The organism is Methanohalobium sp., from assembly GCF_018609725.1.
Classification (GTDB): domain Archaea; phylum Halobacteriota; class Methanosarcinia; order Methanosarcinales; family Methanosarcinaceae; genus Methanohalobium.
On the sequence record NZ_JAHENT010000106.1, the window covers coordinates 1 to 24,707 of the forward strand.

23 protein-coding genes, 1 tRNA gene and 1 pseudogene are annotated in these 24,707 nt (G+C 36.2%); 22 read left to right on the top strand and 3 right to left on the bottom strand.

The features are described from left to right. Window positions 1-285 (top strand): zinc ribbon domain-containing protein (locus QZ276_RS07015; protein WP_292486578.1); only part of this gene is annotated, 285 nt, incomplete at its 5' end. Between the two features lie 103 nt (window positions 286-388). Here QZ276_RS07015 and cofD read toward each other — a convergent pair. Beyond that, window positions 389-1,315: a 2-phospho-L-lactate transferase gene (gene cofD, locus QZ276_RS07020; protein ID WP_292486580.1), complete on the bottom strand. Its 927-nt coding sequence runs from the start codon at window positions 1,313-1,315 to the stop codon at window positions 389-391. Between the two features lie 68 nt (window positions 1,316-1,383). Between cofD and QZ276_RS07025 the strand changes: the two genes are divergently transcribed. The 7 genes from QZ276_RS07025 (at window position 1,384) to QZ276_RS07055 (ending at window position 5,751) form a co-directional block, all read left to right on the top strand. Further along, on the top strand, window positions 1,384-2,580 hold the full coding sequence (locus QZ276_RS07025) for an HD domain-containing protein (protein ID WP_292486582.1): 1,197 nt from the start codon (window positions 1,384-1,386) through the stop codon (window positions 2,578-2,580). Between the two features lie 6 nt (window positions 2,581-2,586). Beyond that, window positions 2,587-2,952, top strand: coding sequence for a hypothetical protein (locus QZ276_RS07030; RefSeq protein ID WP_292486584.1), 366 nt, complete (start codon window positions 2,587-2,589; stop codon window positions 2,950-2,952). After that, window positions 2,952-3,506 carry a UbiX family flavin prenyltransferase gene (locus QZ276_RS07035; protein ID WP_292486618.1) on the top strand — a complete coding sequence of 185 codons (555 nt, stop codon included), beginning with the start codon at window positions 2,952-2,954 and terminating at the stop codon, window positions 3,504-3,506. The genes QZ276_RS07030 and QZ276_RS07035 overlap by 1 nt, the downstream gene beginning before the upstream one ends. Before the next feature lie 102 nt (window positions 3,507-3,608). After that, window positions 3,609-3,686, top strand: a tRNA-Pro gene (locus QZ276_RS07040). 71 nt (window positions 3,687-3,757) lie between these two features. Beyond that, entirely contained in the window at window positions 3,758-4,042 is a 285-nt protein-coding gene (locus tag QZ276_RS07045; RefSeq protein WP_292486586.1) for a ubiquitin-like small modifier protein 1, read from the top strand. A 59-nt stretch (window positions 4,043-4,101) separates the two neighbouring features. Beyond that, window positions 4,102-5,301 (top strand): gephyrin-like molybdotransferase Glp, encoded by a 1,200-nt coding sequence (gene glp / locus QZ276_RS07050; RefSeq protein WP_292486588.1) that lies wholly within the window; start codon window positions 4,102-4,104, stop codon window positions 5,299-5,301. Between the two features lie 123 nt (window positions 5,302-5,424). Then, window positions 5,425-5,751 carry a DUF190 domain-containing protein gene (locus QZ276_RS07055; protein ID WP_292486590.1) on the top strand — a complete coding sequence of 109 codons (327 nt, stop codon included), beginning with the start codon at window positions 5,425-5,427 and terminating at the stop codon, window positions 5,749-5,751. Between the two features lie 18 nt (window positions 5,752-5,769). Here the strand turns inward: QZ276_RS07055 and QZ276_RS07060 are convergent, their stop codons facing one another. Both QZ276_RS07060 and QZ276_RS07065 read right to left on the bottom strand, forming a co-directional pair. Next, a complete protein-coding gene (locus QZ276_RS07060) occupies window positions 5,770-6,030 on the bottom strand; it encodes a YhbY family RNA-binding protein (protein WP_292486592.1) in 261 nt (86 codons plus the stop codon). Window positions 6,031-6,180: 150 nt separating this feature from the next. After that, window positions 6,181-6,726 carry a molybdenum cofactor biosynthesis protein B gene (locus QZ276_RS07065; RefSeq protein WP_292486594.1) on the bottom strand — a complete coding sequence of 182 codons (546 nt, stop codon included), beginning with the start codon at window positions 6,724-6,726 and terminating at the stop codon, window positions 6,181-6,183. A 142-nt stretch (window positions 6,727-6,868) separates the two neighbouring features. Here QZ276_RS07065 and QZ276_RS07070 point away from each other — a divergent pair, with 142 nt between their 5' ends. The 14 genes and pseudogenes from QZ276_RS07070 to QZ276_RS07135 all read left to right on the top strand — a co-directional run. After that, window positions 6,869-7,939 carry a DUF1786 domain-containing protein gene (locus tag QZ276_RS07070; RefSeq protein WP_292486595.1) on the top strand — a complete coding sequence of 357 codons (1,071 nt, stop codon included), beginning with the start codon at window positions 6,869-6,871 and terminating at the stop codon, window positions 7,937-7,939. A 198-nt stretch (window positions 7,940-8,137) separates the two neighbouring features. After that, the gene (locus QZ276_RS07075) at window positions 8,138-8,656 is read left to right on the top strand and encodes a 50S ribosomal protein L16 (protein ID WP_292486597.1); all 519 of its coding nucleotides are present in this window, start codon (window positions 8,138-8,140) and stop codon (window positions 8,654-8,656) included. 85 nt (window positions 8,657-8,741) lie between these two features. Beyond that, window positions 8,742-9,377, top strand: coding sequence for a translation initiation factor IF-2 subunit beta (locus QZ276_RS07080; protein WP_292486599.1), 636 nt, complete (start codon window positions 8,742-8,744; stop codon window positions 9,375-9,377). A 146-nt stretch (window positions 9,378-9,523) separates the two neighbouring features. Next, window positions 9,524-10,741, top strand: a complete 1,218-nt coding sequence (locus tag QZ276_RS07085) for a radical SAM/SPASM domain-containing protein (protein WP_292486602.1) — start codon at window positions 9,524-9,526, stop codon at window positions 10,739-10,741. 175 nt (window positions 10,742-10,916) lie between these two features. Further along, entirely contained in the window at window positions 10,917-12,239 is a 1,323-nt protein-coding gene (locus QZ276_RS07090) for a tryptophan--tRNA ligase (protein ID WP_292486620.1), read from the top strand. Window positions 12,240-12,288: 49 nt separating this feature from the next. Then, complete coding sequence (locus tag QZ276_RS07095) at window positions 12,289-13,830, top strand: phenylalanine--tRNA ligase subunit alpha (RefSeq protein WP_292486604.1); 1,542 nt, start codon at window positions 12,289-12,291, stop codon at window positions 13,828-13,830. A gap of 855 nt (window positions 13,831-14,685) precedes the next feature. Next, the gene (locus QZ276_RS07100) at window positions 14,686-15,771 is read left to right on the top strand and encodes an AI-2E family transporter (protein ID WP_292486606.1); all 1,086 of its coding nucleotides are present in this window, start codon (window positions 14,686-14,688) and stop codon (window positions 15,769-15,771) included. A gap of 250 nt (window positions 15,772-16,021) precedes the next feature. Beyond that, complete coding sequence (locus tag QZ276_RS07105; RefSeq protein ID WP_292486608.1) at window positions 16,022-17,326, top strand: transposase; 1,305 nt, start codon at window positions 16,022-16,024, stop codon at window positions 17,324-17,326. A gap of 150 nt (window positions 17,327-17,476) precedes the next feature. Next, complete coding sequence (locus QZ276_RS07110) at window positions 17,477-19,390, top strand: threonine--tRNA ligase (protein ID WP_292486610.1); 1,914 nt, start codon at window positions 17,477-17,479, stop codon at window positions 19,388-19,390. Further along, window positions 19,391-19,711, top strand: coding sequence for an acylphosphatase (locus tag QZ276_RS07115; protein ID WP_342765713.1), 321 nt, complete (start codon window positions 19,391-19,393; stop codon window positions 19,709-19,711). Between the two features lie 146 nt (window positions 19,712-19,857). Further along, window positions 19,858-20,688: a diaminopimelate epimerase gene (gene dapF / locus QZ276_RS07120; RefSeq protein ID WP_292486611.1), complete on the top strand. Its 831-nt coding sequence runs from the start codon at window positions 19,858-19,860 to the stop codon at window positions 20,686-20,688. Window positions 20,689-20,760: 72 nt separating this feature from the next. Continuing rightward, complete coding sequence (locus tag QZ276_RS07125) at window positions 20,761-23,889, top strand: FlaD/FlaE family flagellar protein (RefSeq protein ID WP_292486614.1); 3,129 nt, start codon at window positions 20,761-20,763, stop codon at window positions 23,887-23,889. 31 nt (window positions 23,890-23,920) lie between these two features. After that, complete coding sequence (locus tag QZ276_RS07130; protein ID WP_292486616.1) at window positions 23,921-24,391, top strand: hypothetical protein; 471 nt, start codon at window positions 23,921-23,923, stop codon at window positions 24,389-24,391. A gap of 1 nt (window position 24,392) precedes the next feature. Beyond that, window positions 24,393-24,707: pseudogene (locus QZ276_RS07135) on the top strand (hypothetical protein); the annotation flags it as partial.

The window sequence follows — 24,707 nt, forward strand, 5'->3', positions numbered from 1 at the left end:
AAAAATTATAATCTTGCACAGCATATAACTGATGCCTCTTGGAGTAGTTTTGTACAGAAATTAGAATATAAAGCAGAATGGTATGGTGAAAATATCATCAAGATAGGACAATTCGACCCATCAAGCAAAATCTGTCATGTATGCGGATATTATCATCAGGATTTGGAACTTAAAGACAGAGAATGGGAATGTCCTGACTGCAAAACTGAACATGGTAGAGACATCAATGCATCAATAAATATTAAAAAATTTGCATTAGATAAGCAAAATCTAATAGGAACATAAGCACCTTCGGAACGAGGGGTAGATCCTGTGGACTTGTTCCCATAAGGGAAAAGGATGAAACAGGAAGCACCGGAGTCTTTAGCTCAGGTGTAGTTCACTTGTATCAGATTTCATCAAATATTTTCCTGATTTGTTTTGCAAGATTGATGCTTATATCTGTGGACTTCATCAGAGTATCTGCATATTTGATATAGCATTCAATACCTTCATTTTTAAAGTCGGTTTCTTTGAAATGGTCGTTTTTATCAACGACAAAAGCGTTCAGGAATTCTTTGTAACATTTTGCTACTCCTATGGAGGATACTTCCATATCATTAGCATGCATAAGCTTTGCTATTGGACCGCTAACAGGTTCATTACCGATTATCGGGCTTACAGCTACAACTTTCTTGTCCTTTAATATTTCTTTCATTGTTGGTAGGGAAAGGATAGGCCCAATACTTGTTATCGGATTACTAGGTCCGATTAATACCTCATCTTCTTTTTCAAAGGCGTCAAGGACGGCTGGTGAGATAGATGCATTCGATACACCGTCTATAAAGACATCGTAAACGTCTAATTCACCTTTCTCCTTTATCCAGAAATCCTGAAAATGCAGGTTTCCGGAAGGTGTTTTTATAGTTGTAGTAGCAGTGTCATCAGACATGGGTAATATATTTGCTCTTATACCAAAATTAGTTGCAAGTTTGGATGTGGCTTGAGTCAGATTATCTCCATTTCGGAGGTATTCCGAACGCATGATATGGGTTGCACGGTCGATATCTCCAAGCATCATGCCTTCATCATATCCGTTTGTTTTCATTGTCTCATGTGTTGTGAATGTATCATTTGCAACACCCCACCATTTATCAGTATCGAGTTTATAGGAAAAGAGGTACAATACAGTGTCCACATCAGGAGATATCAGATTACCTGATATTCTTATATCTTCGCCGGTGTTGACCACTACTGTGATTTCCTCTTCAGGTATAATATTTCTTAATCCGTTCAGCAATTTTGGGGTTCCTGTACCACCTGATAGAACAATCATGCTAATCCTCTATGTTTTTATAACAATAATCAAAACACCATTATATAATGAAACCGATTTATAAAAATATGAAAGTTATTCGTGACCCAGTACATGGATACATTGAACTGGATGAACTCTCACTGAAACTGATTGATACATCACTCATGCAGCGGTTGAGAAGAATCAAACAGCTGGGTCTATCTTCACTCGTCTACCCGGGAGCAAACCATACTCGTTTTGAACATTCTCTCGGTGTAATGCATCTTGCCACCATGCTTATGAACCAGCTGGATAATATAAGCGACAATGAAAAAAATGGATTAAAAGCTGCAGCACTTTTGCATGATATTGGTCATGGTCCTTATTCTCATGTAACAGAGGGTACGGTTAAATACTACACCAGAAAAAAACATGACGATGTCAGAGATGTTATCAAAAAAGATGAAATAGCAAACATTCTGCGAGAGCATGATATCGACCCTGAAACAGTTGCAAAACATATTAAGGGTGAGACAGCACTTGGACAAATACTTAACAGTGAAATCGATGTTGACCGGATGGATTATCTTGTAAGGGATGCACATTATACAGGAGTAACGTTTGGTCTGGTGGATTATGAGCGCTTAATTCATGAGATGGAAATTTTTGGGAATATACTGGTGGTTAGGTGGGGAGGTTTAAAAGCTGCAGAGTCATTGTTGTTGTCCAGATTTTTGATGTATCCATCGGTGTATTATCATCACGTCTCAAGAATAGCAGAAACGATGTATGTAAGGGCGATTCAAAACCTTATAGAAAGAGGGATTTTGTCTCCGTTTGAACTGAACAAAATGGATGATGGTAGTCTTTTTGAAGTTGTACGTTCTGATGACGGATATGCGGGTGAACTTGGAAAATGTATTGAAGAGAGAAAACTGTTTAAGCGGGCTCTTCGAGTAGGTTTCCAGTCACTTGGAGTAGATGTTCTGCGCTACAGGGATAATGTTGAAAGAGTTGAAAAAGAAATTGCAGATATAGCAGGTATTGACAGTAGGTATGTGCTGATTGATATTCCTAATACTCCTGAAATTGAGGAAATGAAGGCATTAATCAGAACTGACAGTAAAATGCAGCATCTTGATGATGTATCCCAAGTTGTCGCAACCCTTGAACAGGCACATAAAGATAATTGGAAAATGGGTGTTTATACTCCAAAAGAATACCGTGATGTTGTAGGTAGAGTTGCACGCGAGTTTTTTGAAGTAAAACGACCTATGAAACAATATCGTCTAACTGAGTATTAAGAAGGTGTGTTTTTGAATACAATTACAGAAACCTCAGGTAGAGCGGAAATTGTTCTTGAATGGGAAATGATGGGTGAAGATTATATTGTAACCCTTAAAGGAGGTCACGAACATATCGGTGCGGCTGCGGTTGGCATATATGATGATAATAAAGCAATCTCTACATCATCTGTAATTTCATTGCCCGGACACCGGGAAGAAGGGATAGCACTCGAGGCTGCAAGAAAAATTAGTTCCTTCACTCACAGAACAACTGTTTTTATGGCGGGCATACATCTTGATGATATTACGGGAGAAGAAATCGACAAAATAGTTGAGGTATCAGATATTATAGTTGATAGGTTTATTAAGTATCTGGAGGAAAACGTTTGATAGAAATAGCAATTGGTATTAGTGGTGCATCGGGTGTACATTATGGCATCCGTCTGATGCAGATATTGTCCGGTATGGACGATGTATTTATACATCTTGTTATTACAGAGTCAGCAAAAAAACTGATTGGTATAGAGTCAGAGTACTCAGTTCTTGAAATAGAGGATATGGCATCTAGAGCCTATAATGAAAAAGATTTTACTGCGCCTATTGCCAGTGGTTCACACCGGTTTGCAGGTATGATTGTAGCACCTTGCAGTATGAAAACCTTGGGTTCAGTTGCAAATGGAATTACTGATAACCTTTTAACCCGGTCAGCGGATGTATGTATGAAAGAAAGGCGTAATCTGGTACTTATGACTCGTGAAACACCATTAAACCAGATTCATATTGAAAATATGTTAAAGGCAACCCAATCCGGAGCTACAATTCTTCCGGCGTGTCCGGGGTTTTACTCAAATCCACAGACAATAGAAGATTTGTTAGATACAATTTCTGGCAGAGCGCTTGATCTTTTAGGTATTGAAAATGAGGTTTTTAATCGCTGGAAATAATATCCACATCACAAAGATTTAAGCTATGTATGTCCTTTTACAATAGTTAAATATATTAAGGGGAATGAGTATTAGTGTGGAACGTGCGATAAAATACATATCGGGATAGTAGGGTAGCCTGGACGATCCTCGAGCGTTTGGGACGCTTGGACAACGGTTCAAATCCGTTCTATCCCACCATTTTTTATTAAATTTGTAATAACTCTTTTTTGGATTAAATTATTAATATATGTGAATTAATAGGCTAATCCATGGTCGATGTAAAAGTAAAACTGTTTGCAAATCTTCGCGAATATGCCGGAGTTTCAGAAGTAACTATCAGTGGAGACACAGTATCGGATATATTGAATTCGTTGGGTCAGCAATATCCCCAGTTAAAAGAGCTTATTTTTGAAAACCCAGAATATGAAGACGAACTTCAGGGATACATAAATGTATTGTTAAATGGAGAAAATATTCAGCACCTTGAAGGGCTTTCAACCCAGCTTAAGGGGCATGATGAAATAGCAATTCTACCTCCTGTTTCCGGGGGTTAAAAGAGAAAGGATGCTTTGAAAGGTTTACCAGAATTGATAAACTTAACTGGGATTTAATAATGACCGGATTTTTTAAAGAACGAACACCTGTAAATCAAGCCAGAAATATATTTTTGAATGCTTTTAATTCAATTGAGAATACAGAACAGGTATCTATTGATGAATGTTCTGGGAGAATATTGTCAGATTCTGTAACAGCAAACAGAAATGTACCGCATTATAGACGTGCGGCAATGGATGGCTACGCAGTCCGTTCTTCAGATACTGTGGGTGCTTCACCAGAAAATCCGATAATGCTACAGATTGATGATGAAGAAGTTGTAGAAGGAACATGTATGAGGGTTCACACAGGCTCCAGCATACCGGACGGAGCGGATGCGGTAGTAATGGTTGAGGATACCATTCCTGCGGGGAATATGGTTGAAGTTCAAACCCATGTCCATCCAAACAAACATGTGGGGACTATTGGAGAAGATATAGAAAAAAATGATACAGTGTTTGCTGATGGGCACATGCTGAGACCATGTGATTTAGCAGTTCTCTCATCTCTTGGAATAAACAATGTAACAGTATATAAAAAACCGCATGTGTCAGTTATACCTACCGGATATGAACTTGTACCAAGAACATCCAGTTCTCAACTCCAACCGGGTAAAGTGGTTGAAACCAATGGTCTTATGACAGCAAAATATATTGAAAAATGGGGTGGTTTACCTGAATACTGTGAAATCGTCCCGGATAATCCTGATCTTATAAAAAGCACCATTCAATCACAGCTTGAATCGGATATGATTATACTTTGTGGGGGAACTTCAGTAGGAGAAAGAGACCATGTGCCTGATGTAGTGAAATCACTCGGAAATGTGCTTGTTCATGGAGTAAGTATGAGTCCTGGCAAACCGATAGCATTGGGTGTAATTGATAATGTTCCTGTAATTTGTCTTCCGGGTTATCCTGTTGCCGCATTTATAGGTTTGCTTATGTTTGCTCGTCCGGCACTAAGAAAAATAGGACATATTCCAGATTTACCGGATGCAACAGTAAAGGCAGAACTATCGGATAAAATACCTTCAAAAGAAGGGTATATGACTTTTTCAAGAGTTGTAGTAGATTTTGGCAGTTCGACTGCACATCCTGTTATGACCTCTGGTGCAGGAGTTTTGAGTTCAGTTGCAAAATCAAATGGTCTTGTAATAGTTCCAGAAAATACTGAGGGTTATGAAAAAGGAGAGGAAGTAGATATTGTCCTGATTGAGTAAAACTATTTTGTTTTTATTTTTATACTTTTATTACAACCACTATGCTTAAAATCAGTAAAAAGGTATAATGGTTAAATTAATTTAAAATGAAATTCTATACAGTATTAGTAGGGAGGTTGTATTGTGAATTTGGTAATCCTTCGAATTTATATGAACCAGAGTGATACATACAAGGGTAAAACATCTCATGATGCTGTATTGGAATACTTGAAAGACTCAGGAATTGCTGGAGCTACTGTTATACATGGTATTGAAGGATACGGTACGCATAATGAAATTCATACAGCAAATGTTTTAAGGCTGGGAGTTGACCTTCCAGTTATAGTAGAGGTAATTGATGATGAGGAAAAGATAAGAAATGTAATACCACATCTTAAGGAAATGCTGCCTGGTGCACTTATGACTTTACAAGATATAGAAATAGTATCAGACAGCAAAAACCTACATTAAACAATTAAATGAATGTAATTATCTGTAAAGTACTACATTGTTTCCTCTTACATCAATGAGAGTAGTGTTTGTAGCATCAGCAATTTTCTGGGAGAACTGGATTGTATCTTCACTTTCGAATGTACTTTTTAAAATTTTAACTTTAACAAGCCGATTGGCTTTTATTTGTTTTTTCAACTCTTCAATGACTGGTTCTGTCAGTCCGCTTTTTCCAATATGAATTACTGGTTTTAGTTGTGATGCCTCTGATTTTAGTTTATATAATTGCTTTTTATCCATGTTTGGATACCTCATAGTAATGGTTATTGAATCCAGAAATTAGTTTATTAGATGCAAAGGTGCATTGATACATTTTGGTTTAAATATATCTGATATCTATTGTCCTTAAATTAATGATTTTATTAATCCATATTTATTGAAACTGCCTATTTAATCTTTCGTATGTTTGACTATATGGTCTGTTTCTGGAATAATAATTTCTCTTATAGCCAGACGTACTGCATTGTTAGAACCTGGCAAGCAGAAAACGGTTTTATTTCTGACAACACCAGCTGTAGCTCTCGTAAGTATTACTGATGTGCCGATGTCTTCTAAACTTTTGAACCTGAAAAGCTCTCCAAATCCGGGAATTTCCTTATCAAAAAGTGGCTGTACGGCTTCAATAGTAACATCGTGTGAAGTTAATCCTGTACCCCCTGTTGTAATCACAATATCAGCATTACTGCAAACCGCTGAATTGACCGTATTTTGTATAGCAGTAAAATCATCATTTATAAGTTTATACTGTATAACATTATGTCCATTTGTGGTTAATAGATTTTTTATAGTATTGCCTGATGTATCATCAACTTCTTCTGGATTTGTCACGTCTCCATATTCGTAGTATCTTGAACTGGATATCGTGATTAGAAAAAAATTATATGTACTAACAGTCTCACTTTTGTGACTCTGTGTGGGATTGGAGTTTATATTCATAAAAAACGCTTTCTAATCTGTTAAGATAATTAGTATCCTATACATTATCGATGATTTATTTAATTGTTTGTGTCCAACAAAGATATAAACCTATTTTCCGTATGGATGCTTATAAATTGAACTTTTCCATTTGTTAAAATATATGCAGATACTTTCAATAGATGTAGGTACCGGTACACAGGATATCCTTTTGTACGATACTAAAAAAGGTATGGAGAACAGCCCTGTAATGATAATGCCGTCTCCAACAGTAATGGTTGCAGATAAAATCCGTAAGGCAACATCACAGGGAATAGATATAGTACTTACAGGATACATTATGGGTGGAGGTCCTTCCACCAAAGCAGTTAAAGACCATCTGAAAAAAGGATTAAATGTTTATGCTACAGAAAATGCTGCACTAACCATCAATGATGACCCTGATAAAATTCGTTCTATGGGTGTTAAGATAATTGATGAATATGGACTGAAATCACTTCCTGAAAATTTGCAGCGTATAAATCTGCAGGATTTAATTTTAGATGAGATAAAAAATGCTTTTTATCAGTTTGGTATAACCGCACCGTCAAAATTTGCGGTAGCCGTCCAAGATCATGGATATTCACCCGAGTCAAGTAATCGTGTTTACAGGTTTAAACATTTTGAAAACGCTATTCAAGAAGGTGGCGGCATTGAGCAATTTTCCTATAAAAATAATGATATACCCCCGTATCTTACACGTCTGATGGATGCATCGCGTATAATTGGAGGAACACAATCGGTTTTTATGGATACTGGACCAGCCGCTATTTTTGGTTCGTTAAAAGATTCCAATTCATATCAACCATCATTAGTAGTAAACATAGGAAATGGGCATACTCTTGGAGCACTTGTTGTTGATAACAAAGTTGTAGCATTATTTGAACATCATACATCCCAACTAACACCGTCCCGACTACAGGATTATATAATAAGGCTTTCAGAGGGCGACCTTACCTTTGAAGAAATATTTAATGATAAAGGTCATGGATGTTATATAGACAGAAAAATTGGCTTTGACAACATCAATTCTGTGATGGTAACAGGTCCAAGACGGGAAATGATTCAAAATCTGGATAATTATGATAAACATCCAAAGTTGTGGGATAAATTACATTTTGCTGCGCCATTTGGAAACATGATGCTTACCGGATGTTTCGGGTTAATTTCAGCATATTGTTACCATTATGAATGAAAAATTTATGTCAACCAATGTTTAAAACTTCAAATAAGATTTATATACCCTGACATAACAGGGAATTTTATATATTACAAATGTTTTCAGGTTAAGTTATCAATAGATACATATAGGTGTATCGCATAGTAAGGCGAAGTAAATCCAAATTAGAAGAATTTTTCAATTTAATCTTAATTATCAAGGAGGCTTAATTTTATGGCACGAAAACCAGCAAGCATGTATAGGAATGTAAAAAAACGCTCATATACAAGACGTGAATATATGGGTGGTGTACCGGGCAGCCAGGTAATCCACTATGATATGGGCAACAAAACCGCACAGTTCCCTGTAAAATTATCATTAATAGCTGATGAAGACTGCCATATACGTCATACTGCGCTGGAATCAGCCCGTGTTTCTGCAAATAGGAAATTAATGAAGGCAGCAGGTCGTGCAGGATATCATCTTAAAGTAAGAGTATATCCACATGAAGTACTAAGAGAGAATAAACAGGCTACTGGTGCTGGTGCAGACCGTGTTTCAAGTGGTATGAGGCAGGCATTTGGTAAAAATGTAGGTACAGCAGCCCGTGTTTCTGCAGGTCAAAAAGTATTTACAGTATCTGTGAATAAGGATGATTTTGGAGCTGCAAAGGATGCACTCTGGCGAGCAGGTCAAAAAATACCAACACCATTCAGAATTGTTGTCGATCATGGATGGAAACTGGTAGAATAAACCTTACATTTTTTTAATTTTTCTTTGACCGAACGTTTTAAATTACAGATATCATATATAAATATAACAAAATCAAAGAGTGAGGGTGATTAACATAGAAGTAGATTATAACGATTATGATTCCCTTCTGGATCGTGCAATGGAAAAAATGCCAGAAATGGAAACTTCAGATGACCGTTTTACAATTCCAGAACCCAAGGTATTACAAGAAGGGAAAACTACAATTTTAGACAATTTTGGAAACATTGTGGATGTACTAAATCGAGATCCTGAGCATGTTTTAAAATATCTAAACCGTGAACTTGGTACTGCAGGTAAGATAGAAGGAAGCAGAGCTGTATTCCAGGGTAGGTTTCCCAAAGAATTGATAAAATCAAATCTTGATTCCTACCTGAATGAATATGTATTGTGTACAGAATGTGGACGACCAGATACCCAATTGGAAAAAGTCGACAGGGTACTGGTAATGAAATGTCTGGCATGTGGTGCACATCGTCCGATAAAAAAGAAAAAGGCATCTTCTAGTACGGCACCGACCGTGGCAGTCGAAGAAGGCAAGGTTTATGATGTTCAAATCACTGCAGTAGGTTCCAAGGGCGATGGAATTGCAAAACTTGATAAATTCACCATATTTGTGCCTGGTGCTGCAAAAGGTCAGAATGTAAAAGTTAAAATAAACCGTGTAAGCGGTAATCTTGCGTTTGCAGAAAAAGCTGAATAAACCAATGATTTGTTTTATTGCATCACTTGTTAGTGGTGTAATATATCAAAATCATTATCAACTCGCTTAGGGTTTGTCTGTTTTTACCACTAATTAAATCAAGGTATGTTTTTTAATAGCCCATCAATAAGTTAAAAAGGGTTACAATGAGCTCAAACAACGATATATCAAAATCATTATCCACAAACAGTAAAGGAAATATATCATTGATGTCGATTCCAGGGTTGTCGATTGACCTTAACCACCAAGATGGTTTTTTACAGCTTGAGGCAAACGGCACTTTAAAATCAACCTGTTCTCCGTTTTTGGACAAAATCAATTCACGCCTTGAAAAAGAAAAACCTGCAACATGGAATGAGGAAAGTGTAATTGCATCAACCTGGCTACCACCGATACCAAGTGGACCATTTAAGCGACTGCTGTATGCGGAAACAAAAATAGCGTTTGGTAAATATATACCAGAAACAGTATCCTTTGAAATCACCCGTGAATGTAAATGTAACTGTGAGCATTGTGTTGTAAGTGGTGGAGAAGGAGACCTTGATGTTGATACTATTAAAAGAACTATTGATGAAGCACTGGATATGGGTGCGTTTATAATTACTTTTACAGAAGGTGACCCGCTTCTCAGAGAGGAAATTTTTGAACTTATAGATTATGTGGATAAAGACCGGGCGATAGTAAACATATTCACTCCGGGTACAGAACTAACACCTGAAACAGCCAAACGTCTAAAAGAAGCTGGTCTACATAATCTTTTAATCAGTATTTATTCCAAAGATTCTGAAAAACATGATTCTGTAAGAAGACTTGATGGAGCGCATGAAATGGCTATAAATGCCATTAAAAATGCAGTAGATGCGGGTTTGCTTGTGACAATGGCAACCCATGTTTCACCCGATAGAATGGATGAATTGCCCAGACTTTATGAACTGGCATCAAATCTTGGAGTTCATGAACTGTCGTTATGGGAATCAGTTCCCAAAAAACCGCAGGATCCTATATTGTCTGATACAGAACGTGAATCAATACTGGATATGTACCATGAAATAAATTCTAATCCTCAAGGTCCGAGAGTGTTTTCAAATACGTATTTTGAAGGGGAGATGCTTGGATGTATGGCAGGTCAAAGGTGGATGCATGTATGTGTGGACGGTTCAGTAAAACCCTGTCCCTATATACCTTTTGAATTTGGAAATATCCAGAATGATTCACTAAAAGATATATGGAATAATATCCAGAATTATTCTCATTTTAAAGGTAAACGTAGCAGATGTCTGATGCATGAACCTGATTTTTTAAATTTGGTATCAAAGATACCGGATAATGAGGAGATACCCTTCAGGTTTGAAAAATTACAATAAACTTATTTTCTAAATTTACATCCTTTTTTATACATTTGAAAATCGTAATGTTTAACCATCTGGATGGCAATCGTATTCTGCTATCTTTATTTATTTGATATCTGCTACAATTGATATTAATATATAATAGAAAACATAATATCCACATAACGATTTGAAGAGGCACCATATGGATATGAAAATGAAAATCGACCCATGGGGTACACTGGATATAGAAGATTATTCTAAATTATTCGATGAGTTTGGAATATCACCGATAGAAGATGTGTATTCTGAAATTTCGTCCCCTCACAAATTCATAAGGCGAAATATAGTATTCGGTCATAGGAACTACAACCTGATTGTAGATGCAATGAACAAGGGTGAACCGTTTTCTGTTATCAGTGGTTTCATGCCTTCAGGCATGGTACATCTTGGCGGTAAAATGGTAATGGATGAAATAATCTGGCATCAACAGATGGGTGCAAATGCTTTTGTAGGTATTGCGGACAGAGAGGCTTATGCAGTACGGGGGCTTTCATGGGACAAATGTCGCGAACTTGGAATTAATGAATATATTTTAAGTTTAATAGCTCTGGGTTTTGAACCGGATGGGCATATATACTTCCAGTCGGAATGTGATAATGTCAAAAATATGGCATTTGAGTTGGGGTCAAAAACCAATTATTCAGAACTCAGTGCTATATATGGGTTTGGTGGAGAAACCAATGTATCGCACATGATAAGTACTCTTACCCAGAGCGCTGATATTTTACAGCCACAGTTAAAGGAATTCGGTGGTCCAAAGCCGACGGTTGTACCGGTTGGAGCGGATCAAGACCCTCATATACGCCTGACTCGAGGACTGGCTCATAAAATGAACATGTTAAGAATTGAAACCCGTGAAGATAATAATGGGAATCAATATTTCAGTATTCGCAATAAATCAGCTCCTGAATATGTATTGAAACAGATTAAAAAACGTGCTCCCGGTAAAAGTAAAGTCTTTGAAGGGCATGTTGACATATTTGAGACAGATGATTTTGAAACTATATTAGATATTGTTCTTCAGGTAGAACTTGAAGCTGGAGGCTATTCATTTGTTCCGCCTGTAGCAACATATCACAGGTTCATGTCAGGTTTGCAGGGCGGTAAAATGTCAAGCAGTGACCCGGATAGTTATATTGCATTGACCGATGACCCAAAAGAAGGAGCCAAAAAAGTCAAACGCTCCAAAACCGGTGGATGTATCAGCCTCGAAGAACAGAAAAGGTTGGGAGGTAACCCGAAAAATTGTTCTGTATATGAATTATTGATGTTTCATTTAATAGATGATGATAAACAGCTTACAGAAATCTATGATGAATGTGTAAGTGGAACGCGGATGTGTGGAAGCTGTAAAAAATATACCGCAGAGCTTATGTCCGAGTTTTTAAAAGACCATCAAGAAAAACGTGAATTAGCCAAAGAAAGATTGGATGAATACGGATTGGGTGAATACAGAAAATATGTACATTGAACTGTCAGGGTAAAATTATCTTAAAAACTGCGATTAAAAGAGTGATGAAATGAGTGAGCAAAAGCAAAAACATGAAGCATCTGATTATAATCTTTCAATTAATGAAAAAAAAATTTTAATTGATTTGGGAGAACTGGAATGCACAATACCCAAAACACTGGCTGAAAAAACTTCACTGAAACCTGAAGCCGCTATGCAATCAGCTTTTTTACTCGAGGAAAAAGGGCTGGCAAAAGTCGATGAAGAGTTTTCTGTGAATTATACAATAACAGGTGAAGGTGTAGAATATGCTGATAATGGTTTGCCTGAACGTCAGATAGTTGAATATATTTCTGAACCAGTAGCTATTGATGATTTAAAAAACCAGCTATCCCCTAAAATGGTAGGTATCGCTATCGGATGGCTCAAGAAAAAAGGCTGGGCAGATGTTAAAAACAGTATGATAATGCCCTCGGTAAATTCACCAGAAATAGGTGATGACGAAAAAATCCTTTCAAGATTTAAACAATATGCACAGGAACCTGATAAATCTGGAATTGCATTCACTGAAAAGGAACTGCTTGAAAAGGACAGTGAAAAATCGGCTCTTAAAGACCTTCTCAAGCGTAAACTTGTCATCAAGAATGAAGAAAAATACAGATATGTTTCAATAACAAATCAGGGACGTAAACTGGTGTCACAGGGTATTGAAATTGAGGAGGAAATTACCCAGCTAACCTCTCAACTTCTAAAAACAGGAGAATGGAAAAACAAAAACTTCCGCTCATATAATATACATACACCTCCGAAACCGGTTTACGGTGCAAAGATACACCCCTACCAGCGCCTAATCAACCAAATGCGCCAGATTTTTATTGAAATGGGTTTTACTGAAATAAAAGGAGAAATTATACAAAGTTCTTTCTGGAATTTTGACGCACTTTTCCAGCCACAAGATCATCCTGCACGTGATATGCAGGACACATTCCACCTTGAATCCACGTCAGAAATTGATGAAGAATGTAAAGACAATGTATGTGCTATGCATGAACATGGTGGAGACATCAGTTCTACCGGCTGGGGTGGTCTATGGGATGAAAATATAGCCAGAAGGAACGTTTTAAGAACCCATACAACCGCAGTGACCATTAAATATCTTGCAGATAACCCCGAACCACCAGTGAAGGCTTTTTGTATAGACCGAGCATATCGTAGAGAAACTATAGATCCCACCCATCTTCCTGAATTCGAGCAACTTGAAGGTGTTGTTATGGATAAAAACATGTCTTTTGCCAATTTGCTCGGATGCTTGGCAGAGTTTTATCACCGTATGGGTTTTGAGAACGTTCGTTTCAGACCGGGTTATTTCCCCTATACAGAACCTAGCGTAGAACCTGAAGTCTATATTGATGGTATGGGCTGGATAGAACTTGGAGGTGCTGGAATTTTTAGAAAAGAAGTAACAGACCCGCTCGGTATTAAACACCCAGTCCTTGCATGGGGTCTGGGAGTTAGTCGTGTTGCGATGTTGAAACTGGGTCTTCGTGATTTGAGAGAACTGTATCAGTCTGATATAGACTGGATACGTAAAAGCGAAGTTTGCAGATTGTAATTATACCCTTGAAAAAAAAAGAACGACACCGGAAAAGTTAAGAGGTTGCATAGAATTCAAGGTCGGTGTTGTTCAATCTTTTTTGATTTGTCTACACTCTATATAGATGGTGCTGTATAAAAACGGCACAAACAGCCATTGAGTGCTCGGTTTACGAATAATTTTGAATAATATAAATTTAATCGATATATTCTATATAGGCTATATATTATTGAAATCGTATATGACTGATTTAATTATAGTTAGAAAGAGGAGATAACACCGACATGAAGGAGTAATTTGGTAGATACAGAGCATTATTATGTCGGTGTTTTGATAGATGACCATTACATAAAATTAGATATATAAAAAACTAATTAATAATTAAAAATAATTATTAAATAAAAACTTTATATTTGATTTTTCGATTTGTTACGATAGTGGGGCAACAGGGGTACGTGAAAGCTAACGACTTCAGAGCTTGTCCGACAATTAATGTCAAAGAGAATCTTTTCCACAAAATGAACTACCAAGTAACAAAAATCATCAATCCTAACTGTTTCTATTATATCAATCGGTAGCATCCGTATCTGGTTTTTGGATGATTGGGTGAATGCTATTAATAAATAATTAATCTTTAACCTACATTTATTTTACTGATAAATAAAATAAATTGATAGTAATGAATTGTCAGACAGCCTGTTCAGTCGTGGTAGAGCAGTCAGAGGTTTGTCATCAGTAACAAGTTAAATAAAAAATATTATATCTTGCTTTTATATATTTGTACCAGTAAGTAATAGTATATAGTTTTGCTTTTATTGATTTATTAGATTGTTGAAATTGTAATAGCAACCATATAAACACACAGGATTTGCAATGAATCAGGAAAGAAAAGACGGTATGGCACTGCTCATAGAACACAAATGGAAGATTATTGCAGCTATAGCTCTAGCTTTATTTTTCCTTGCAATTATATTCATTTTGCGTCCGCTTGCTGACGGGATAATACTTGGTCTTGTTTTTGCTTATATATCCCGACCTATATACCTGAAATTAAATAAAAATAAACGCGTAGGTGCGTTTGTAGCAACTACATGTATTGTTATTCCAATTATTTTTATACTTGGCATGGGAATACTGGAAATAATACAGCAAATAACATGGATTGTACAAAATCAGAACGAAGTTATATCATCCCTTACCGGTTTTATAAACAATGTACAAATACCAGGTTTTTTGCACACTGAAATTGAACAAAGTATACAGGATATTTCACAATCAATCATACCAATCCTTAGAGAAATAGGGATTGTATCTTATGCCAAAGACCTTGTAATATTTTTGCTAAATCTTGTGATTTCAATAATTATTTGCTATTTCATGCTTTCGGATGGGAATACACTGTACCAGAAAGTTCTTGATATAACCCCCAGTAATTATCAGAAGACATTTAAAAATTATGTAACAGAACTGGATAAAATCCTTGGGGGTATATTTATTGGTAATGCCTATGCAGCACTTTTTGTCAGTATTATGTCTGCGATAGTGTTTTATGTTTTCGGTTTTTCACATATTCTTGCGTTATCTGCATTAATTTTCATAGCGGCTGTAGTACCACTGTTTGCAGGTTATATGGTACTTGTACCTCTTGCATTACTTCGTTATTTCAATCAGGGCATTGAAGCGGGATTGTTTTTTTTCCTCGTTGCATCAATAGTTATTTATTTACCCCCTGAGCTATTTATGCGACCATATCTTGCAAGTATTAAGTCAAAAGTTCATCCGTTGTTAATCATGCTTGCATTCATTGGAGGAGCGTTTGTCGGTGGTATCTCCGGATTTTTCGCCGCTCCGATACTTCTGGGAGCGTTGATTGCAGCGTACAGGGTATATGTAAATGAGCTACGCAGTTACGGTTATAATTTAGTCCAAAATACAGGTAAATCAGAAAATAACGGATAATGTAATTTGGGAATAAAACAGTTCCCATATTATACAACAATTTTTCATAATATTGCACACAGTATGTAAGAATTGTAAATGGTGTTAAATTAGAAATAAATCAATCAAACAGAAGATAAAACATACGAAATTGAATTGGTCGAAGATGTTCTTACTATCATCACGGTTTTTTCTGCAAAACTTTACGGAAGTCAGATCCATAAGAACAAAAAAATCAAAGAGACAAACGAAAAGCTATTCGATGATTATCATGTCGTTTCGGAATAAAGATAAATTTAAAAATACAGTTACATTCACTCTAAAACAGGAGATTTATTTCTCAGATGAAGATGAGAATATTCTCGATGGACAATCGAAGATATGTAACTGGTTATATAATTATCTTTACGACATGGTCGAATATGACTATAAGTATAATGGTAGTAAGAACAAACTCACCAATAAATACAACTTGAGAAACCAGGTTCCACGAATAAAAGAAGAAAAACCATTCTTGAAAACTGTTTATTCTTCAGTTCTGAAAAATGTGGCGATAAGGTTAGCAAACTCTTATGAAAACTTTTTCCAGATACCCGATGTAGGACATCCTAAACACAGAAGTTGGAAAAACAAGTGGTTCTCACTTGAATATGAAGAAAAAAGTGGGTGGGAGATAGATGGTAAAACCGTGACCATAAGTTTAGGTAAAGACAAATATTCCAAAAAATTAAAAGTTACAGGAACGCTAAATGAGAAACCAAAACTTGATGGTGGTAAACCAAGAGCATTCAGATTGGTGAAACAACAGGGAAAATTTTATGCTATCTTTACAGTTGTAAAAGAAAAACCTCCAAAAAAAGATGCAAAAAAATGGGTTGCTCTCGACCCTAATCATAAGAACCTCTTAACAGCTTATGATTACAAAGGAAATACTATCGAATTCCAGAATTTAAATGAGATAAAGTATTGGGATGGCGTGATTGATGATTTAATGTCTAAACGAGATAACTGCAAACGCAAATCTCAATTTATACCTATAAGTGAAACAAGAGGGTATTGGGAACCAAGTAACAAATGGAAAAGATACAACAAAGCGCTGGAAAAAGCTCTGCATACCAAACGAGAACAGACAAAGTTGGGTATGTTTACAATAGCAAATTATCTTTGCAGAAACTACGATAAAATCTTAATAGGTGATTATACTCCATCGAAAGAAGTTTCACCGCATAAAAAAGCAAATCGCAGTATATTAAATCAAACTCTCATCGCAAAATTGCGTGGAACAATTGAATGGGTTTGTGAAAAATCAGGAAAAACATTCAAAAAAGTTGATGAGAAAAATACAACAAAAAAATGCTGTATTTGTGGAGACGTAGAAAAGAAGGATCCAGATGTAAGAACTTTTACCTGTAAAAAATGCGGTCAAACCCTTTCGAGAGATATAAACAGCGCTGTAAATATTGCTAAAAAAGAAATGCGTTTGTCTGGCACGGACTACAAAGGTAATCTCAAAGAACCTTTGTATATTGCATATTGGAAATACAATAACTCGAAAATAAATATGCAAACGAATTAAACGAGAAAGATGATACTTTCTCACCTAAGTTTACATGGTTTTATGTAAAGTTAGGAGTGCGGATAAAACCTATAAATCTTATTAGGTCTTGATTAAACATTAATAAACACGGCATCAATTAGTTTCATTAACTCTTATAAAGGTGAAATCATGCGATTATTGTTGGTTCATTCAGATTATATAGAATACGAAGTAAAAAAAAGTACACCAGTAGCTGAAAAAGTGGATGACTCTCAAAAAAGTGGACGTCTTGAAGAAGCACTGACAGTTTTTCTGGCGGTTGAAAAACCGGATGAATCGGGTATAGATGAAATTGTAAAACGGACTGTAGATGAAATCAGAAATATAATGGGTCAGGTTAATACAGACCGTATAATGCTTTACCCATATGCACATCTTAGTGATGAACTATCATCTCCTGATACAGCGGTAAAGGCACTAAAAAAAATAGAAAAAGAACTTTCTGATGAGTACGAAGTCAAGCGTGCACCATTTGGCTGGTACAAGTCATTTAATATAAACTGTAAAGGTCATCCTTTATCAGAATTATCCCGTACTATTCGTCTAGAAGGTACATCAACATCATCTGCCGGGGAAAGTACTGGTTCTGAATCTGAAGAGGAAGAAGTGGTTTCAGAGGCTTTAAAAGCAGAAGAAACTGCCAAGTCTTACTGGTATGTTCTAACACCCGATGGCGAACTCCATGATGTTGACAGTTTTGATTTTTCAAACCATTCCAACCTTGAAAAGTTTGTAAATTATGAAATATCAGAAAGTCGAGTGGTAGATAAAACACCTCCACATGTTGATTTGATGAAAAGGCTGGGAATTGCGGATTATGAACAGGGTTCTGATTCCGGGAACATTCGGTACTATCCCAGAGGAAGGTTTATAAAATCACTTCTTGAAAATTATGTGCTTGATGAGGCAACCAGATCAGGGGCTATGGAAGTTGAAACACCCATAATGTATGATATGAACCACCCCACACTGAAAAAATATCTGGACAGATTCCCTGCACGTCAGTATTCCATTGAATCCGATAAACGTAGTCTTTTCCTCAGATTTGCAGCCTGTTTCGGACAATTTTTGATGTCTCATGACATGACAATATCCTACAAGAATCTTCCACTTAAAATGGTAGAAATGACAAGATATAGTTTCAGAAAAGAACAGCGTGGAGAGCTTGTGGGTATGAAACGCCTCCGTAGTTTCACAATGCCTGATATGCATACATTCTGTGAAGATATGGACCAGTCGATTTCAGAATTCGATGACCAGTACAAAATGTGTATAAATACACTTGATAATATCGGTGTTGATGTCGATGATTATGAAGTTGCAATACGTTTCACCCGTGATTTCTATGAAAATAATAAGGATTTTATAACCGAGATGGCTAAAACTGTCAACAAGCCTGTGCTTGTTGAGATGTGGGATACACGCTTTTTCTATTTTGTTCTCAAATTCGAATTCAATTTCATTGATGCACTTGGAAAAGCAAGTGCTCTGTCAACAGTGCAGATAGATGTGGAGAATGCTGAAACATATGATATCAGTTATACTGATAGAAATGGGGAATCAAAAAGACCAACAATGCTTCATTGTTCACCCAGTGGTGCAATCGAGAGATGTATATACGCACTTCTTGAGAAAAATGCAATAAAAATTGATAATGGCGAAGTACCCATGCTTCCAGTATGGTTATCACCAACTCAGGTAAGAATTATACCTGTGCACGAGCACCATTTTGATTTTGCAGAAAAAATTTATGAACAATTGAACTGCCGTGTCGATATCGATGATAGAGAAGATACAGTAGGCAAAAAGATACGTGAAGCAGGACGTGAATGGATACCTTATGTTGTTGTGATAGGTGACCGTGAGATAGAAAGCGGTAAACTAAATGTAACCATAAGATCTGAATCACTGCCCAAGAAGCCAAAGAGTTCAGAAATGACAGTTGAAGAATTGAACAACCGGGTAATTTCGGAAATACAAGGAATGCCCTACCGCGAGCAACCTCTTGCTAAATATGTAACAAAAAGACCAAAGTTTTTATAATTGCTGAAAGATAAACAATTAACCATGCGGGAACCAGAATCAATACCAGAAGTCGCTGCAGAAATTTATGTATCAGGCAGAGTCCAAGGTGTGTTTTTCAGGCAGTTCACAAATGATGTTGCTACACATCTTGGACTAACTGGATATGTACAGAATTTGTTTGATGGAAGAGTAAGAGTTGTAGCAGAAGGAAGTCAGGAGAAAATGAATAAATTGATTGATAAATTACACTCTGGACCTTCTCTGGCAAATGTTGAAAATGTTAATGTCAATTGGTATGAACCAACTAATGAATTCAGAGATTTCAAGGTTAAGCATTAAACGTTTAGTTTTTTATTTTTCTGCCACACTTTGTAATAAATGGTTAAAAACCAAAACCGTTTTGTTTTAAACTATAAATATTAATAGTGTTTTGGTTCTTTTTGCAGGGTTAGATTTTTTATATAAATATAGTAATTCTAATTGGTATGATTGAATTTACAAAATTACATGGTAACGGGAATGATTTTATTGTAATCGATGAGTTTGAAAATGAAATTGTTCCTGAAAATCAAAAAGCTGATTTCGCGGTTAAATACTGCAGACGTAAGTTTGGAATAGGGGCAGATGGCATCCTTTATATATCTGGTTCTGATAAAGCTGACATGAAAATGAGATTATTGCAGCCCGATGCATCAGAGGCTGAAATGTGTGGCAATGGTATACGATGTCTTGTAAAATATGCCTATGATAATGGGTATATTAATATTGGTGAATCTACTGTAGAAACAATTGCAGACGTCTATAATGTAAAAACCCGCAAAGATGATGGTGGTTTCTGGGTCAAAGTAAATATGGGCAAACCACTGACAAAGCGTTCTGATATCCCTGCACAGGGAGATTCTAATGATTATTTTATCAATGTAGATTTACATGATTATCCAGTGTCAGTGGTTAATACTGGCGTACCTCATGCAGTTATATTTGTTGAAAATCTGGATTTTAATATACAGAATACTGCACCCAAAATACGGTTTGATGAGACTTTTCCAAACGGAGCCAATGTTAATTTTGTAAGAATTGATTCCAATGATGAGATAACTATTAGAACCTATGAACGCGGAGTGGAAGATGAGACATTAAGCTGTGGTACAGGTTCTGTGGCATCAGCATACATTTCAAATCTACTGGGCAAAGTAAAAAATCCTGTATTGGTTCATACAAAAGGAGGAATGCTTAATATAGAGCTTGATGATAAAGGTTTTCTTTACATGGAAGGACCTGCTGAAACAATTTATAAAGGAGTAACCTTTAAATAAATATTTAACATTATTATATTTTGTTAGAAAATTTTATACCGTTCTATCAACAAATTTGAAAGTTGGTTAATTATGAGCGAGCTTCCATGGGAAAAGAAAAAAAACGAAAATGATCATGGTGACAACAATCATCAAACAGATGAAAAGGAATCTCCTCCTGAACCACCATCTTTTGATGATGTACCTGATTTATCAGCTCTGGCATCAGAAAACAATGATGATAACGAAAGTGAAAAATCATCAGATAGTAATAAACAATCATCTTTTGGGCAAGCACCTGATATACTCCAGAACGCATTCAGTAACGATCCCATGGAAGAGGTAGATGAATTAGAAACTGTTGAACCTGAAGAAGAGGAAGAAATTTCTGAATCAGGGACAACAGAAGAACCTTCTTTTGACGACGTACCTGACCTAACAAATCTTGTGTCTGATAACAGTGAAAATAGTGCAGGGGATAATTCAGGTTCAGATGTGCAATCATCTTTTGAACAGGCACCTAATATACTCCAGAACGCATTTAGCGATGAGCCCATGGAAGAGGTTGACGGTCTGGAAGAGGCTGGTTCTGAACCAGAAGCATCTGAATCTAAACCTTTTGATGATGTACCTGATTTATCAACTCTGGCATCATCAGACGAAGTTGAAAATACAGAGCAAAATATTTCTAATTCTGATGAACCACCTTATGAGACGTTTAATACTGAAAATGAAACAGAGGATAATTCTTATCAGGACATTTCACCTGGTGAAAGTGAACAATCCTTTGATACAAACCTGAAAGATTCAGAGTCAGAAATAGACAATAACCAAACAGTAGAATCTGATATTACTTATCCTGAAAAAACAGAGGAAAACGAACCAGAATCAGATAAATCCGATGATGCTTCATCATTGAAAAACAAATTTAAATCAATTACACAGCGAAGGAATTTGTTTGATGAGCTTGAAGAGGCAAAGTCTGAAGACCAGTCGTTGGCAAAACCTGTAAACAAATCAGTTAATGAAGAAAAGCCACTGGAACCATTAAAAGATAAATTCCAGAATATAACCCATGAAGGGAATTTGACAGAAAGTTTTGACCAGTTACGCAAAAAGGTCGATGAATTTCAAACAAATATTCAAAATGAAGAAGTATCTGCAGATAACAAATATTCAATAGAAACAGATGAGTCTGAAAGTGTATCATTTAACGATAATAAGGAATCAGAATATAGTGAAACCCCGGTAGCTGAACAATCAGGTTCATCAGAACCCGATAATGAATATGTAATGGGTACATTTAAAAATGAGTCAGAAAAGTCACAACCAGACCTGCAAACTTCAGATCTATCTGCAATCGAGAGTGAGAAAAGCGATACAGGTGAACAGAAAAGTGCCGCATATGCCGAAAAGTTTAGTGATTTGACAGCATCATTTAAAAATAAATTCAAAAATATCAGGCAGAAAGCAACAGGTTCAGCTGAGCAAACAAAAGATTCAGAAAGGACTGAAACCGCTGTTGATGACCTGACACCTCCACCTCTATTTGAACCTGATTTACCTGAGGATACTGAAGATTCAGAAGACGTCTCTGAAAATGTAGGTAATGAAGAGCTACCTGATGAATCTAAAGAAACGGGGGAAATCTCCAGATTCTCAAAAGTAAAAGGTATAAAACCCAAATTTGGGAAAATTTTGAGTCCATTTAAAGTGCTGGTTAAAGGATCGTCAGGTCGCAAGAGTCTTAAAAACCAGATGGAGCAGATGAAAGAAGATATAGAGGAAGAAGGACACGAAGAATCTTCTCCTGAATTTGTACCTCCAGTTGAACAGGAAACAGAGGAAATTGAAGAAGGAAAAACTTCAAAAATTGGCAAAATATCCGGTTTCTTTAAGGGTATTACCCAGCGTGGAAGATTGCGGAAACGAATGAAACAGTTCCGTGAGAATGTAACAGGTTCCAAACAAGATGATTTTGAATTTGAACCCACAACAGGAACTTTCCAAGTGCAAGGACAATATACAGGACAGCCTGCAGGGTTAAGTTTTGAACAGGTTGACAGACTTGTAAACAAAAAGCTTAACGATCATCAGAAACAGGTTAAAGACGTGTTTGACAAAAAAATAGACAAGGTTTTCAGTAAGGAATACATGGATTATATAGCATCAAGAGTGGCTACTAATCAGGCGGGAGATCTTCAGGAGTTACAGAGCAAGGTTAATGGTTCTGTTAACAGAGTTGAAAATTTTACTGATGACCTACAAAACCTTTCTAGTACAGTGGATGAACTGGATGACAGAATTAAGGAAATACAGAGGCGAAATGAGGATTTTGAATCAAAGATTGATAATTCCTATTATTCTACAAGTGACAGAATAGACAATCTTGAATATCAACTCAAAAACCTTCAGGATTCACTTGGACTCAGTAATGAAAGTGATAGCAAATTAAATTCAATAGGGACCCGTATAGATGAACTTGAAAGTGTGCTTGATAGTACTCAGTCCGATAATCAGGAAATAAAATCAGAATTATCAAATATACAGCAAAGTATTTCTGATATGTACGGTTCCTATAAAGAACTTTTATCACACCTTAATGAAGTTAATGATGATTATGAATCCAAATTCTCTGATTTGTATGATAAATTGTCCAAAATCGATACAGTTGAATCAAAGTTATCAGAAATTGATAAAAATACAAAAGAAAGGGATGAGATTCTTTCAAAAGTTGAAGAGGAATTACCAGTTATCAAAAATGCAATTAAACGTAACCATAAAGAAAACCAGGCACTTGCAAATTCATTAGAGGAGTTAAAAAAATTATCTGATGTTAACAGAACTGAAGGAAAGGAGGATATAGAAACCGTTTCAACTGGTCAGAATGTACAGCTTGAATATATCCCCAAAAATTCGGTTAGCATGAGAATTTGCATGGAATGGCTCAAATACCTAATGAATCGAGTAGGTGGCAATAATCTCGATGGGGTATTAACTTATTATAAGGAGTTGGGTTGGATAAGTGATGATGTACGGCAGGAACTACTTAGGTATTCAGCAGGTATAAGCCATAACGGTGAAAAATCAAACTGGAAACTTACAAAAACTGATCATATAAAATCCATCTGGTTCATTCAAAAACTTGCAGGATCTAATTTTGATTTCGATGCACTACAAACCATTGAAAAAGATGTGAATCAGATAAAGGAAAATAATTGAGTTAAATTCAAAAAATTGAAAACTTGATTCCATGAAAACAAAAAACGAATTTGATGATAAGGGACAGTTAACTCTTGATTACTTGATAGCAATAACCTTTTTTTTATTTGCAGTATTTTTTGTATTCCAATATGCATCAGGCCTTTTCACACCTCTGCAGTCAAATTCTAATGAAGTAACTTTAATAGCAGATAGAACAGCGACCGAACTTGTTGAAACTACATTAAGCGACAACACTGAGTCCACAAATAATTTTGTTGATAAAGCTAAAATTGATGAATTTTTCAACAACAGCAGCCAATATCATAATATTCTCGGATTAAATGGTTCATATTTTACCTACAGACTCAATGTAACTTTAGAGAATAATACATCTGTTATTCGTTCTACAGGCGACTCAGTACCATCATATAAAGATATAGGCCAGACCAAACGAATTGTTATCTTCAGAGATGAAGATAATAACCTAAAGTCCCGAATTTTATCGGTCAGGATATGGTAATATGGATTTATCCAGATTACAAATCAGTCTAAAAAATGATGATATGGGTCAGATGCATACCCTTGAAGCGGTAATGGCTGCAATTATCATGGTTACAGTAGTTGTTTTTGCAGTGCAGGCAACATCGCTGACTCCTCTTACATCATCTACAGCCAACACACATATCGAAACACAATTACAGACAATGGGATATGATATCATGGATTCACTTGACCATTCAGAATATGGTCAGGAGTCTCGGTTAAAAACTGACCTGTTAGACTGGAGTGGTCATGTTTATATCTGGAATGGGAGTTCATATATAGCCAAATCCAAT

What these genes read in the sequence shown, in the direction of transcription:
- cofD (WP_292486580.1), bottom strand. Translation starts at nt 1,315, where the DNA reads ATGATTGTTCTATCAGGTGGTACAGGAACCCCAAAATTGCTGAACGGA.
- QZ276_RS07025 (WP_292486582.1), top strand. Translation starts at nt 1,384, where the DNA reads ATGAAAGTTATTCGTGACCCAGTACATGGATACATTGAACTGGATGAA.
- QZ276_RS07045 (WP_292486586.1), top strand. Translation starts at nt 3,758, where the DNA reads ATGGTCGATGTAAAAGTAAAACTGTTTGCAAATCTTCGCGAATATGCC.
- glp (WP_292486588.1), top strand. Translation starts at nt 4,102, where the DNA reads ATGACCGGATTTTTTAAAGAACGAACACCTGTAAATCAAGCCAGAAAT.
- QZ276_RS07060 (WP_292486592.1), bottom strand. Translation starts at nt 6,030, where the DNA reads ATGGATAAAAAGCAATTATATAAACTAAAATCAGAGGCATCACAACTA.
- QZ276_RS07065 (WP_292486594.1), bottom strand. Translation starts at nt 6,726, where the DNA reads ATGAATATAAACTCCAATCCCACACAGAGTCACAAAAGTGAGACTGTT.
- QZ276_RS07070 (WP_292486595.1), top strand. Translation starts at nt 6,869, where the DNA reads ATGCAGATACTTTCAATAGATGTAGGTACCGGTACACAGGATATCCTT.
- QZ276_RS07075 (WP_292486597.1), top strand. Translation starts at nt 8,138, where the DNA reads ATGGCACGAAAACCAGCAAGCATGTATAGGAATGTAAAAAAACGCTCA.
- QZ276_RS07085 (WP_292486602.1), top strand. Translation starts at nt 9,524, where the DNA reads ATGAGCTCAAACAACGATATATCAAAATCATTATCCACAAACAGTAAA.
- QZ276_RS07090 (WP_292486620.1), top strand. Translation starts at nt 10,917, where the DNA reads ATGAAAATGAAAATCGACCCATGGGGTACACTGGATATAGAAGATTAT.
- QZ276_RS07095 (WP_292486604.1), top strand. Translation starts at nt 12,289, where the DNA reads ATGAGTGAGCAAAAGCAAAAACATGAAGCATCTGATTATAATCTTTCA.
- QZ276_RS07100 (WP_292486606.1), top strand. Translation starts at nt 14,686, where the DNA reads ATGAATCAGGAAAGAAAAGACGGTATGGCACTGCTCATAGAACACAAA.
- QZ276_RS07105 (WP_292486608.1), top strand. Translation starts at nt 16,022, where the DNA reads ATGTCGTTTCGGAATAAAGATAAATTTAAAAATACAGTTACATTCACT.
- QZ276_RS07110 (WP_292486610.1), top strand. Translation starts at nt 17,477, where the DNA reads ATGCGATTATTGTTGGTTCATTCAGATTATATAGAATACGAAGTAAAA.
- dapF (WP_292486611.1), top strand. Translation starts at nt 19,858, where the DNA reads ATGATTGAATTTACAAAATTACATGGTAACGGGAATGATTTTATTGTA.
- QZ276_RS07125 (WP_292486614.1), top strand. Translation starts at nt 20,761, where the DNA reads ATGAGCGAGCTTCCATGGGAAAAGAAAAAAAACGAAAATGATCATGGT.
- QZ276_RS07130 (WP_292486616.1), top strand. Translation starts at nt 23,921, where the DNA reads ATGAAAACAAAAAACGAATTTGATGATAAGGGACAGTTAACTCTTGAT.